Raw genomic sequence first — 12,514 nt, 5'->3', positions numbered from 1 at the left:
ACTGTCACCAAAGAACCTCCTGGGATTGCTCACACGGAAGCGGGAGATGCGCCCTGATGAACGGCCTCCCGAATCGATCGTTCTGCACTTGATGCTACACGCCGCTTGTTGCGTTTCGCATCGGTTTTTGTGCATTGGTTTCTCGCACTTTTGCACTACCTTTTCGCTGCAATTAACGACTTCGTAGTAACTCGATGCCTGTCTTGCGGATGGCAATGCGCACGGCCTGTTCGCTCGGCGAGAACTGCCAGACCTTGTAAAGATTGGTTTGCTTCGGCTCCTTGAGCGGCAACACGATGCGCCAGCGCGCAGCTTCGAGCTTGCGGTAGCCCGCGATGATGCCGATGGAGCGCGAATCGAGTCCGGCTTCCCGCTTGAAGACGCGCTCTTCTCCGCTTCGCATGATGGCCTGGTCCGCATTGACGAGTTCTGTCGACAGCGTCTCGCGGTCGCGGTCCTGGAGCGCAAAGTAGTCTGCGGTCTCGAAGTTACCGGAAGATTTCAGTTCGAAGACCTTCACGAGAATCGGCGCCGCCTGGCCGCGCCCGTCGGGGTTCACGCCGTCGTCGATGCGGATGGTGACCGCATAGGGCGTGGGCAAGGACTTGGCTGTCGATGCGCATCCACTGATGAGGCCCGCAAACAACGGTGTGGTTGCAAGTGCGCCTTGAAGCAAGGTTCGTCGCTGCATGAGATCTCCCTCGGAGGTTCGCGGCCTATATTATCGAAGTCGTGTACACAGACGACGACGCATCGTGTGCTTGTGTCGCAACCTGGCGGCACACTGTCTCAAGCATTGCAGTCCATTGCCTTTTGCAAGGTAGGAGAGAAGATTGAAGTCATGTCTGCCTGCTCTGGCGTTCACGCTTTTTCTGGTATCCGGTTGTCAGACCACGCCCGAGCCTCCACCGCAACCCGAACGCCTGAGCCAGAAGGTGGCACGCGACACGCTCGAGCGTGCGCAGCAGGCCTATGACGAAGGCGACTATCCCAAGGCCATCACCACGCTCAAGAGCGGCGGCGTCTCGGTGTTCGAAGGCGCCGAGCCAGCCACCCGCCAGAGCGCGATGAAGCTGGAGGCCTTCAGCTATTGCGTGAGCAACCTGATCCCGGAATGCCGCGCGCAATTCCGCAGGCTCCTCGATGCATTCCCGAACTTCGAACTCAACGTCGCGGAGCGCAAGCACCCGGTGTGGGGGCCCGCCTTCGAGGCCGCCAGGCGAATGAAGCGCTGACCCCCGCGGTCACCTCCGACCGACGCTCGACATCAACAGGAAGACGCCATGCGCTGGACCGTGATCGAACATGCCGGCAGGCCGGTGACAACAGGCCCCTCGGCGCTGCTTGCAGCGCCCGGCGGCACCATCGGACGCAGCCCCGACAACCACCTCGTGCTGCCCGACGAGCAGCGCCAGATCTCTCGCCTGCAGGCCACCGTGCGCTTCGACGACGAGGGCGCGGCGGTGCTGCGCAACATGAGCGCGGTGCTGCCCATCAGCGTGAACGGCCGGACGCTGCGGCATGAAGAAGAGTCGCGCGTGGCCGACGGGGACCGCGTGGCGATCGGCAACTATGTGCTGGAGGCTGCGAGTGCGCAGCGTGCGGCGAGCGTTGCGGTGACGCCGCCTTCGCCGCCACCGGCGCCGCCGATCGATGTGCCGGCAACGCTGCATCCGCCTGCGGTGCAGGCAGTGCAGGCGAGTTCGATGGATGCGGTGCTGCCGCAGGCGCCGGTGTCCGATGTGTTCTCGGACCTGTTCGGCGCGGGTGCGCTGCCCATCGGCGATGCGCCGCCGACGACCGTGGCGATGCCTGCACCCGTCCCCGCACCGACGCCCGCGCCCGCTCCTGCGCCGGTCTTTGCACCGCCGCCGAAAGAACAGTTCGCCCGACCTGCAGTCACGACTGCACCACCGCCACCGCCGTTCACACAGACAACTGCGCCAACCCCATCGAAGATTCCTTCCGCTGCCGACTGGGACGCGATCCTTGCGAACGCTCCGCGCCGCGTTGACAGCGCGCCGGCGCCAATGCCCGACCCCTTGGTGCAAGAGCCTTTCGAGTTGCCATCGCAGGCGCGAAGAAACCCCGTCGATCCGCTCGCTGAACTCAACCCGGATGCGGCGAACGGCATGTCCGACATCGCGCTCAAGCGCGGCATGGACCCGCTGTCGTTCTTCGCGGCAGACAGCAACGCGCCCTCGCCGCTCTCCGATCCGCGTCCCACCGCGCTCACCCACGAAGACCCGCTCAGCGACAGGCACCCGGCCCTCGACCTGCTGGACAAACCGCCCGCCGTGCAGGGGTTCAACCACTCGAACCATGCGCGCGAAGTGGGCGCGCAGTTCAGGCCCCCGAATCCGGTGCCGTTCGATGTGCCCGAGGCGAAGCCGGTGAAGGCGGAGGCGAGTCCGCCGCCTGAGCCACCGCCTCCTCCTCAAGCGGCACCGGCACCCGCGCCGGTTGTTGAACCTGAACCGGAAGCTCCCGCCGCCGCACTGCCGGTCACGGCCGCACCCGCAGAGGTCGCAGCACCGGTCGAGATCGCGTTGCCGGAACCGATCGAACCCGAACAGGCCCCCGCACCCATTGCACCTTCCGCAGTGGCTGCAGCGCTACCGCCCGCATCGGCTTCGTCATCGCCCGCTTCTTCCGACGAACTCTTCAAGGCCTTTCTCGAAGGCGCAGGCGTGCCCGACGTTGCCGGCCAGCAGCCGCTCGATGCGGACGCGATGCGGCACCTCGGCCGGCTGATGCGCGCGTTCACCGACGGCACCATCGAGTTGCTGTCGTCGCGCGCGATGCTCAAGCGCGAGGTGCGCGCCGAGATCACGATGATCGTGGACGAAGAGAACAACCCGTTCAAGATCCTGCCCAACGGCCGCGCCGTGCTGATGCAGATGTTCGGCGCCCGCATGCCCGGATTTCTCACGCCCGAAGCCGCCGTGCACGATGCGCTCGGCGACCTGCAATCGCACCAGCTCGGCATGGTGGCCGGCATGCGCGCGGCGCTGCTCACCGTGCTGCAGCGCTTCGACCCCGCGACCCTGAACCGCACCACGCCGCACGACGGCAGCCTCAGCGAGAAGGTGCTGCCCGGCGGACGCGAGGCGCGCCTGTGGCGTCAGCTGCGGCAACTGCACGCGGAGACGACCGCGGCCGTCGAAGACGATTTCCAGGCCGTCTTCGGCCGTGCGTTCCAGCAGGCCTACGACCGGGAGATGGAACGCCTGAAGGAGGCGCGCCGTGCTTGACGCCACCCGCGCCGCTTTCGCGGTTCCCATCTCGACCTCGCAGTTCTCCTGCGTGGGTGAGCGCTCCGGCAACCAGGACGCCATCGGCTACCACCTCGACGAGCACAACGCGTGCTTCGTCGTGAGCGACGGTGTAGGCGGCAACGCAGGCGGCGAGCTCGCTGCGCGCATCGCGGTGGACACCGCGCTCAACACCTTCATGGACCACCCTTCCGTCGCAGCCGACGACATCCGCCATGCGGTGAAGGCGGCCAACGACGCCATCCTCGCCAAGCAGCGCGAACTCACCGACCAGAGCCGCATGAGCGCGACCATCGTCTCGCTGTTCGTGAACCGCGCAAGCGGCCAGGCCTGCTGGGCCCACGTGGGCGACAGCCGCCTCTACTGGTTCCGCCGCGGCGCGCTGATGCAGCGCACCGAAGATCACAGCCTGTCGGAGCGCTCGGGCGAAGCCGCCGCAGGCCAGGGTGCCAATGGCGGGGAACGCCTAGTGAAAAGCAACCTCCTGTACCGCGCACTCGGTGCGCGCGCAACGGCGGAGACTTCGGTGTCGACACCGCAGCGGCTCGCCGACGGCGATGCGTTCCTGTTGTGCACCGACGGGCTCTGGCAGCTCATTTCGCAGCAGGTGATGGAGCGGTCGTTGCAACTGGCCGACAGCGCGGAAGAATGGCTCGCGCTCTTGCGCCGCGCGGCCGAGGCGAAGGCGGACAAGTCGCGCGACAACTACTCGGCGCTGGCGGTGTGGGTGGGGGCGCCGCAGCAGGTGACGCTGGCGGGGGCGGCGCGGCCGTCCGCGGCGGCCGGCTGAAGCCGGCGCCGCGACGCGGGCGGCGGCAACTCCCCGCGCGGCGCTTCAGGCGCAGAGGTTCACGCAGGTCAGCTGCGGCGGCGTCGCCAGGATGCCGTTGACGTTGCCGCGGTTCTGCTTGGTGAAGCTCGTCACGCGCGTGGCCGGCGAACCCTTGATCAGGAAGGTGTTCGAGGCCGTGATCTTCTTCGACTGCCCCATGACGCTGGGCACGCGCACGCCCAGGCCGATCCCGGCGGTGTCGCCGAAGGTGAGCGGGATCTTGGTCTTCTTGTTGTGGGCCATCATGCAGGACCAGAAGATGTTCGGCACGTTGGGTATCGCCATCAGGCCCAGCCCGATGTCGATGTGAGGAATGGGCACGGCCGGCGTCTTGCAGACGTCGGGCACGCCGATGTCGAGGCTGGGACCTTGGGCGGCAAAGAACATGCGAGGCTCCTTCTGAAGAAAGTTTTCGGTTGAGTGACGCCGTTCAGCCCATGTGGATCTGCTTGGCATCCGCCTTGATCAGGTCCTGGGCCGTGACCACGGTGTTCCTGCCATGCACGCGCGCCATCTCGCTGGCCTTGTAGTCGATCTGGCCCGCATGCACCTGGTCCACGCCCTCGGTCATGCGGAAGGCCGACTTGCTCAGTTGCACGAGGCGGTCGACGACGGCTTCGTAGACGCGGCCGACGATCCGCATGTTCAGCACCGTCGCGCGCGCCTCCACGCCCTGGTAACTCATGTGGCCGACCTGGCATTCGGCCGCCTGCGCGTTCAGGTGCAGTTGCGCGGTGTCCATGCGCAACGCTTGCGGACCGCTCAGCTGCAGCTCGGTGGCCCCTTGCAACCGGACCGCGCCGCGCTGCGAGGCCAGTGTGAGATCGCCGGCGACCTCGATGTGGGCGGCTCCGGCATCGGCCTGCTCGGCCACCGCGGTGAGGTACAGGCGCTGCGCGTCCGGGCCGGTGACGAGCACGGTGTCGCCGATCTCGGGTCGCAGCAGGCAGCTGGCGGCGCGCAGGCAGCGCAGCACGCGCCCGTCGCTGTCCACGCTGTGGATGCCGCCGGGCAGGATCGCCGTGACGGTGCCCAGCGCATTGACCACGCCGCCTCCGGTTCCGGGCGCGGGCCTGGGCGCGGCAGCGGAAGAACTGCGGATGTCGCCGCGAGCGGATGTCGCATCGGAAGCCGTGTTTCGGATCGTCATGGTCGGGAATCCTTTTCTGTGGCCGCGCCGGGTTCGCCGCGCCGCTGGGGTGGATCGCGATGGCTGGGCCGGCGCGCGGAATAGGCCTCGGCCTCGTACAGCGCCGAATCCTGGAGCAACAGGCCGCCGCGGTCGGAGAACTGCGTGCCCTCGAGCACGGCGCGGTGGACCTTGGTGCGCATCAGCGTGGCACCGCGGAAGTCGGCGTCACTCAGATCGGCGTAGGAGAAATCGGCATAGGCAAGGCGTGCGTCCGGGAACTTGGCGGCGTTGCAGCGTGCGCGGTGGAAGACGCATTGTTCCAACTGGGCCCCCGACAGGTCGGCGCCGCCCAGCCGTGCGTCGGCCCACACGCTCTGGAAGAAATGGCCGCCGTTGAAGGCCACGCCGCCCAGTTGCGCGCCCACGAACACGCTGTGCGCCGCGGCTGCGCGCCGGAACGACCCGCCCTCGATGCAGGCGCCCTTGAAATTGCACTGGCGCAGCGTGGCTTCGTCGAAGTCGCAGCCGGCGAGGTTGGCATCGGGAAACTGGCACAGCGTGAAAGTCTGCCCGCGGAACACCTGCCCCGACAGGTCGCACTCGGAAAAAATGCACTTCTGGAAGCTGCAGCGCGCGAACACCGCGGTGCGCAGATCGGCCTGGTAGAAGGTTGCGCCATCGAGCGGCGCACCCGAAAAGTCCGTCCGGTCGAGCCGCGCCCCGTAGAACACCAGCATCTCGGACTTGATGTCGCACAACGAGGTCCCGGCCAGGTCGCAATTGGAAATGCCGATCACATCGCCCTCGACGCCGTCGAAGCGCGCGTCGGCGAGCCGCGAGTCGTAGAAGCTGGTGCCATGCATGGTGGCGCCGGCCATCATGGCTGCGCAGGCGTCCACGCGATGGAAGTTGCAGCGGTCCAGCACCGCCCGCTCGAGCGTGGCGCGGCTCAGCCCGCAGGTTGCGAAGACACTGCCCTTGAGGTTGGCGCCCGACATGTTCGCGCCCGTGAAGTCGCTTTCGATGAACATGCCGCCCGACAGGTCGAGGCCGCGGAAATCCATGCCGGCCAGGTTCTGGTCGACGATTTCCTGTCCGCGCTTGACCATGGCCTGCACCTCCTTCGGCGTCATCGGGCGCCCTCTTGCACCTTGCGCCGCGGCACGGTGACCACGTTGACGGTGTAGGCCTCGTCGAAGCGTGTCGTGTCGTCGATCAGGCACTGGGACAGGTCGGCCTGGAACAGGTTGGCGCGATGGAAGTCGGCGGCCACGAGGATGGCCTTGCTGAAGTCGGCCTCGATCAGGCTCGCATCGACCAGCGAAGCAGCGGTGAGATCGGTGCGCACGAAATCGCAGCCATCGGCATTCGCGCCGCCGAGCCGGGCGCCGCGCATGGACGCATCGGTGAAGTCGGTGTTGTCGAGCCTCGCATCGCGGAAGTCGGCCTCTTCGAGGCGGATCGACTGCAAGTTGCATTCGACCAGCGTGGCGCCCTGGAAGTCGGCCTTGCGCAGGTCGCTCGACCCCACGAAACAGGTCGCGACAAGGCGTGCATCGGAAAAATCCATGGCGTCGGTGCAATCGGTATCGGTCCAGTCGCAGGTGTCGAGCGTTGCGCCGCGAAAGCGCAGTCCGCCCGCCTGGCATTCGATCCAGTCCACCTTGTGAAAGCTGGCCCCCTCGAAATCGAGGCCGTGAAGGCGGGAGCCCTCGGTGAAGCTCATGTTCCGCAGTTGCGCACGCTCGAAGCCGCAGTTCTCCCACACCACGCCTTCAGCTTCATGGAGATCGAAGAATGCGTCGGTGAACCTGCAGCCGCGCGCGGCCATGCCCTGGAGTTGCGTGGACTCGAAGCGCGCACCGCTGAAGTCCGAGTTCTCGCACTGCGCCAGGGACAGGTTCGCTTCCTTGAGGTTCACTTCCCGCATCGACGTACCCGCCAGGCGTGCGCGCGCGAGCAGCGCATCCGACAGGTCGCCGCCGTCGAGCGTGCTGCCGCTGAGGTCGGCGCACTCCAGCATCGCGCGGTGCCAGCATGCGCCGCGCAGGTCCATGCCCGCGAGATTTGCGCCCGTGAGATCCATGTCGGACAGGTTCCGCGCGCCGGCCATGCGACGCGCCACTTCCAGGCGCACCTCGACCGACCGCTCCTCGGACATCCTGTCCGCCGCATCCTGGTGATGCGCCGAGCGGCGGTAGTTCTCGAACAACTGGCTCGCGGCATCGTCATGAACCTTGCGCAACTGCGCGATCTGCTCGGGCGTCGGAGAAAACCCCTTGCCGTCGGACTGGGCGATGATGCTTTCGATGCGCGACCACCTGTCCACGGTCGGCGGCCCCTTCTGTGTCGACGATTCGGTCTGTTGCACCAGGTTCGAAGTGTCGAAACCCGCCTGGCGCGAATGCACGGCGTTGGCCTTCGCAGCCTCGTCGAGCTCCCGGCGCGCCGCCTCGATCTTCTGGCGGTGCTCCTCGATGAGCGCCTTGCGCTGGGCCATGTAGGCCGGCAGTTCCCGCAGGGTGGGCACCTTCTCCATGAGATCGACGGCCGGCGGCTCCTCCTGCACGGCCGAGCCGAAGCCCGAGGACCTGAACGCGATCTTCATGCGCTCACGCTCGTGTTCGACGCGCGCCTGCATGTTGCGCTGCATCGGCGATGGCTCGTATTGCGCGTCCAGTTCGGGCCACGGACCGATGATCGGCTCCGGCAACAGCAGGTCGTCGCGCATGCCGTAAAGCGCGCGGTCTTCCGACTCGCAGCGCAGCGCCAGCAGGTCCCGCCAGGCATCGAGCCCCTGGGGCGGCACGGCCGCCTCCTCCATTGCGATCATGGCGTGCGTGACGTCTGCCGCGTCGTCCTGCTCGACTTCCACGAAGCCGTGGTAGATCAGGCCCACGCGCTCCAGGTGCGGAAAGAACCAGGCGGTGGTCAAGCGCATCGGTACGTCGTGCAGCGTGCCTTCGTCGAGCTTCACGCTGTTAATCGGGCCGCGCACGACGATGGCGCGGGCGCGCCAGTCGGGCAGCCGGCCGTGCAACACCGTGCGGTCGGGGTGCAGGTTCCACAGCTCGAACTCCGCGCCAGCGAGTTCACCGTCGTCGCGCCCGAACCATTGGTCCGGCGGCGCGACATTGAAGAATGCCCAGTCCATGTCCTTCGCGTAGCCGGGATAGAGATGGTTCTGCCAATGCTCGTCGTACTGGCGGCCCAGCCGGTCCGCACGTGGCGGCCGCGTGGCCTCGACAGGACCGAATCCCGCGGGCTGCACGGCTTGGTCGGGGCTATGCACGCGGGCGTGCGGGTACTCGATGTTCGCGAGGCGCTGTACCTGAACGCCGCCGACCTGCTCGGGCCCATGCCCGATGCCCCCCGGGTTCTCGGCGAACCCCGGACCGCCGAAGGCATGGCCCCAGTCGATGCGCATCGATTCGTAGGGCTGCGGGGCGCTCGGCCTGCCATCGACCCAGAAGCGGTCGCCGAAGACCAGCAGGTCCTTCTGTCGTTTGCCGACGCGGACACGGACCGCGCATTGCGTCTTGTCATGCTCCCGGCGGGTATGGGCCGCGCCCGTGACGAGGAATTCCGGATGCAGCTTGGGCATGCCCTGGTCGAACGCACCGTCGATGCCGACCTCTTCGCCGAAGATCTTCCAGCACTCCGGCTCCGGGATGAGCCGGGCATTGCTGCCGAGACGATCGGTCATCGCGATGGCGGTTACGGCCAGCCAGTGGCGTCCGTCGTTGGCGAAGGGCCGGGTCAGCATGCCCAGACGCAACGGTTTGATGATTTTCATGCGTCGATCGTGGAGGGAATTTCGAGCTGCGTGCGGTCGCGGTCCACCGCCACGCGCAGCGTCGGGTCCTTGGCGTAGACGATGGGCAGCGGGCGACCGCCCGAGAAGTTGGCCAGCAGTTCCTGGTCGATGAAGGTCCGCAGGGTCACGCGATGGTTCTCGCCGTCCGAATCCGTGAACGCGATCAGCAGTTCCGCGGCCGCCATGTTCGGCGAGTCTCCGCGCCAGGTCACGAGGCGGAAGCCGGGCCGGGCCAGGGCCAGGATCTGGGCCGTTGCGCGCGCGCCGTCGTGGCGCAGCGCTTCCCACTCCTCTTCCTCCCAGACATGCGCCTGCTTGGTCGCGCTGCCGGCGCGAAAGACGCGCGAGCTGCCGAAGGTCGACACCATCAGGACCGCGACGCCGAGGACGGCGACCGTTATTTCCATCCATCTCATGATCTGCATGCGCTGCGACTGCCTCCTGGTGGCTTCATTTCTCGACGTCGAGTGCACTCTTGACGTACTGCACCGCTCCGGCAGCGATCAATATGGGGTCGAGCCAGAAATGGTAGTGGCCGAGTTCCTGCCTGCTGATGGCCTGCACCCAGTTGACGGCCGAGATGTTCACGAACGCACTTCTCTGCAGCAGCGTGTTGCGCACCGCCAGTTGGATCTTGGTCGCGTAGGAGTCGGCCGAGGCCCCCACGAACAGCGCCTGGTGGCCGATGCCTTCCTTAACCGCATGGAGCCACCACTTTGCGTCCACCGAGTTGACCGTCTTGACCGGCGTGTTCTCGACATCGACGCCGGTCACGTTGATCTTGAGGGTGCCTGGCACATTGATCGTATGGTTGCTGCCGGACAGATGAAGAACGGTCGGCGCGAAGATCACTTTCGGCCCGGTCACGGTGGTGAGTTTGGTTCCCTGCACCAACGTCATGTCAATCGCGTTCACCACTTCCACCCGGCCTGCCCCGGTGATGCGAATGTCCGCCCCGCTGACCAGGCGCAGCACGCTGCCATTGATCGTCACCAGCACTTCGCCGTTGATGGTCTCGGTGATGCCGCCGGTGACCGTGCGCGTCTCCCCGCCGGTGATGGTCTCGGTCGCTCCGCCCGTGATCGTGCGTTCCTCGCCGCCCGTCACCGTCTCGGTCGCGCCGCCCGTCACCGTGCGCTCCTCGCCCCCGTCGATCGTCTCCACCGCCCCGGCGGTAATGTGCCGCTCTTCCCCCGACTCGTAGGTCGCCGACTCGTGCCCCTTGATCAGCGTGGTGCGCGTCTTGTCGGTCGTGTGCGTCTCATCGCCTTCCACCTCCACGTCCAGGTTGCGCTCGGCGTGCACCAGGATCTGCTCGGCGCCCATCTTGTCCTCGAACACGATGGCGTTCGCATTCGCGGGCGAGCCGCCCTTGGTCGAGCGCGAGACGATTCCGCTCTTGGTCGCCTCGCCCGGCAACGCGAACGGCGGCATCTGGTCCGCGTTGTAGACACGGCCGACGATGATGGGACGGTCGACACGGCCCGCGATGAAATCGACCACCACCTCCTGCCCGATGCGCGGCACGTGCACGGTGCCGTAGCCTTCGCCCGCCCAGGCCTGCGAGACGCGCACCCAAGCCGAGCTGTTCTCGTTGCGCTGGCCTTCGCGGTCCCAGTGGAACTGCAGCTTCACCCGCCCGTACTCGTCGGTCCAGATCTCCTCGCCCTGGGGACCGACCACCGTCGCGGTCTGCGGCCCGCTCGTGCGTGGCATCGGCGTCTGCCGCGGTGCGCGATACGGATCGTCCGCTGGCTGCGCGACGAAATCGAAACCGTACGTGCCCGGTGCGCCTCCCGTGGCGTAGCCGCCCTCGCGCAGCGAGTAGGCGACCGAAACGATCAGGTGCTCGCGGTTGTCGTCCCCGCGCGGCGCGTTGCGCATGTTGAACTTGGCGCCCGGCGCCATGCCGCGCACCGTGGCATGGCCGGCGCTGCGCGAGGCCAGCGACTGCGCTTCTTCCAGCCGCACGCGCGCATAGTGCTCGGCCTGTCCGGCGTCGACGTATTCCCCGAGCCACTCGTACGCGTCGTAGCCGGCGTTGTCGTGCGCGCGCGGCAGGCTGCGCGCGCCGCCGAGGTCGGCCTTGGGCGTGGTGAAGTTGAAATCGCCGACCGCGTAGCTTCCCGTGCGGACCTCTTCGGTCGCCTGCCAGTCGTCGATGACCTCCATGTCCTCGCCGATGTCGCGGTCGGCCGCGAAGTAGTCGATGGTCTCGTAACCCGGCATCGGCTCGTGCGCGCCCGCATCGTCGGCCAGCACCAGCGTATGGCGGCCTTTCTCGTGCCTGAACCAGTAGTAGATGCCTTCCAACTCCATCAGCCGGCTCACGAAATCGAGGTCGCTTTCGTTGTATTGCGCACAGTACTCCCACTGCCGGTAGCTGCCGCTCAGCTTCTTCTCGAACGCGAAGCCGTAGGCGCCGAACACGTCCTCAAGGATGTCCACGACCGACTTGTTCTGGAAGATCCTGCTGCCGCTGGAGAACGACAGGTACCAAAGCCAGGGGCGCAGCACGGCGCGGTAGATCGTGTAGCGCGAAGTGCCCCCTTCTCGCCCGACCTTCGAGAACCGCACCACCTGACCATCGAGGAAGCGCGGACCGCCGACTGCAGTCTTGATCTCCAGCGACAGCGGCTTTCCGAGCAGCGACTTCGGATCGATCGCCACGTCGGTGCTGAGCAGTTCGACCTCGAACTCGTAGGGCCGTGAAAGGCTCTCGATGCCTTGCATCGAGCGCAGCAGCAGTCGGTCTTCGCCCAGCGGAGTGTGGGTCTTCACGATGCGGTCCATGGGCTCGGAAACTCCTGGTGGGTGGATATGCAGGGCCGGCCGCAATGCAGCAGGATCATTTCTTCTTCGTCATGTAGACGCACGATAGGTGCAGCTTGCAAACGCCGATGTTCAGTCCCTTCTTCTTCGAACTGCGCGCCGAGGTCTCGAACTTGATCGGCGCGTCGAGCAGGAAGGTCGTCGCCCTGTTGGTGAACCAGCCATTGATCTGCGTGTTGATCGCGCAGGCCTGCAGCTTCATCCCATAGAAATCGGTCGCGAGAACGAGCGCCCGCACGGTCTGGTTGGACCACCGCAGGAAATTGCACTTGAGCCACGTCTCGTCGGACACGTTGAGGATCGTGTGGGGCGATCTGGTGATGCTCACCGTCGCGTCGATCGTGTAGGTGCTCGTGGTGTCGATGTGCTGCGTCGTGTGATAGGTGATCAGCGGCGCGACCACGATCTTCGGGCCGGTGACCGTGGTGCAGTCGGTCCCGTTCACCTGCTTGATGTCCATCGCAGTAACCGTCTCGATGCGCCCGCTGCAGGTGATGCGCAGATCCGAACCGCTCAGCAGCCGGATGCTGTTGCCGTTGACCGTCAGCGTCACGCCGCCATTGACCGTCTCGGTCAGGCCGCCGGTGACCGTGCGCGTCTCCCCGCCGGTGATGGTCTCGGTCGCT

10 protein-coding genes and 1 pseudogene are annotated in these 12,514 nt (G+C 66.5%); 3 read left to right on the top strand and 8 right to left on the bottom strand.

Annotated elements, in window-relative coordinates:
* Positions 1 to 172: 172 nt before the first annotated feature.
* On the bottom strand, positions 173 to 691 hold the full coding sequence (gene tssJ / locus M2282_RS07965; RefSeq protein WP_280808248.1) for a type VI secretion system lipoprotein TssJ: 519 nt from the start codon (positions 689 to 691) through the stop codon (positions 173 to 175).
* A 142-nt stretch (positions 692 to 833) separates the two neighbouring features.
* On the opposite strand from tssJ, the gene M2282_RS07960 reads away from it, so the two are divergent.
* From M2282_RS07960 to M2282_RS07950, 3 genes are read left to right on the top strand one after another with little or no spacing between them, the layout of a single operon-like run.
* Complete coding sequence (locus M2282_RS07960; RefSeq protein ID WP_280808247.1) at positions 834 to 1,235, top strand: TssQ family T6SS-associated lipoprotein; 402 nt, start codon at positions 834 to 836, stop codon at positions 1,233 to 1,235.
* A gap of 48 nt (positions 1,236 to 1,283) precedes the next feature.
* Positions 1,284 to 3,254: a type VI secretion system-associated FHA domain protein TagH gene (tagH, locus tag M2282_RS07955; protein WP_280808246.1), complete on the top strand. Its 1,971-nt coding sequence runs from the start codon at positions 1,284 to 1,286 to the stop codon at positions 3,252 to 3,254.
* Entirely contained in the window at positions 3,247 to 4,065 is an 819-nt protein-coding gene (locus tag M2282_RS07950) for a PP2C family protein-serine/threonine phosphatase (protein ID WP_280808245.1), read from the top strand. Before tagH ends, M2282_RS07950 begins: the two co-directional genes overlap by 8 nt.
* Before the next feature lie 45 nt (positions 4,066 to 4,110).
* Here the strand turns inward: M2282_RS07950 and M2282_RS07945 are convergent, their stop codons facing one another.
* The 7 genes and pseudogenes from M2282_RS07945 to M2282_RS07915 all read right to left on the bottom strand — a co-directional run.
* Positions 4,111 to 4,494 carry a DUF4150 domain-containing protein gene (locus M2282_RS07945; RefSeq protein ID WP_013541333.1) on the bottom strand — a complete coding sequence of 128 codons (384 nt, stop codon included), beginning with the start codon at positions 4,492 to 4,494 and terminating at the stop codon, positions 4,111 to 4,113.
* Positions 4,495 to 4,537: 43 nt separating this feature from the next.
* Positions 4,538 to 5,257, bottom strand: coding sequence for a DUF3540 domain-containing protein (locus M2282_RS07940; protein ID WP_280808244.1), 720 nt, complete (start codon positions 5,255 to 5,257; stop codon positions 4,538 to 4,540).
* Positions 5,254 to 6,372: a pentapeptide repeat-containing protein gene (locus tag M2282_RS07935; RefSeq protein ID WP_280808243.1), complete on the bottom strand. Its 1,119-nt coding sequence runs from the start codon at positions 6,370 to 6,372 to the stop codon at positions 5,254 to 5,256. The genes M2282_RS07940 and M2282_RS07935 overlap by 4 nt, the downstream gene beginning before the upstream one ends.
* A complete protein-coding gene (locus M2282_RS07930; protein ID WP_280808242.1) occupies positions 6,369 to 9,035 on the bottom strand; it encodes a DUF2169 family type VI secretion system accessory protein in 2,667 nt (888 codons plus the stop codon). The genes M2282_RS07935 and M2282_RS07930 overlap by 4 nt, the downstream gene beginning before the upstream one ends.
* Positions 9,032 to 9,481: a hypothetical protein gene (locus M2282_RS07925; protein ID WP_280808241.1), complete on the bottom strand. Its 450-nt coding sequence runs from the start codon at positions 9,479 to 9,481 to the stop codon at positions 9,032 to 9,034. Before M2282_RS07925 ends, M2282_RS07930 begins: the two co-directional genes overlap by 4 nt.
* A gap of 25 nt (positions 9,482 to 9,506) precedes the next feature.
* On the bottom strand, positions 9,507 to 11,849 hold the full coding sequence (locus M2282_RS07920) for a type VI secretion system Vgr family protein (RefSeq protein ID WP_280808240.1): 2,343 nt from the start codon (positions 11,847 to 11,849) through the stop codon (positions 9,507 to 9,509).
* A 55-nt stretch (positions 11,850 to 11,904) separates the two neighbouring features.
* A pseudogene (locus M2282_RS07915) lies at positions 11,905 to 12,514 on the bottom strand (type VI secretion system tip protein VgrG); the annotation flags it as partial.

The organism is Variovorax boronicumulans (assembly GCF_029892485.1).
GTDB lineage: Bacteria > Pseudomonadota > Gammaproteobacteria > Burkholderiales > Burkholderiaceae_C > Variovorax > Variovorax boronicumulans_B.
This window is presented reverse-complemented; position numbering and strand designations above follow the sequence as displayed.

Bases quoted from the DNA above. Each gene is read 5' to 3' on its own strand.
- M2282_RS07920 (WP_280808240.1), bottom strand. From the start codon at position 11,849: ATGGACCGCATCGTGAAGACCCACACTCCGCTGGGCGAAGACCGACTG.
- M2282_RS07925 (WP_280808241.1), bottom strand. From the start codon at position 9,481: ATGCAGATCATGAGATGGATGGAAATAACGGTCGCCGTCCTCGGCGTC.
- tssJ (WP_280808248.1), bottom strand. From the start codon at position 691: ATGCAGCGACGAACCTTGCTTCAAGGCGCACTTGCAACCACACCGTTG.
- M2282_RS07945 (WP_013541333.1), bottom strand. From the start codon at position 4,494: ATGTTCTTTGCCGCCCAAGGTCCCAGCCTCGACATCGGCGTGCCCGAC.
- tagH (WP_280808246.1), top strand. From the start codon at position 1,284: ATGCGCTGGACCGTGATCGAACATGCCGGCAGGCCGGTGACAACAGGC.
- M2282_RS07930 (WP_280808242.1), bottom strand. From the start codon at position 9,035: ATGAAAATCATCAAACCGTTGCGTCTGGGCATGCTGACCCGGCCCTTC.
- M2282_RS07935 (WP_280808243.1), bottom strand. From the start codon at position 6,372: ATGACGCCGAAGGAGGTGCAGGCCATGGTCAAGCGCGGACAGGAAATC.
- M2282_RS07940 (WP_280808244.1), bottom strand. From the start codon at position 5,257: ATGACGATCCGAAACACGGCTTCCGATGCGACATCCGCTCGCGGCGAC.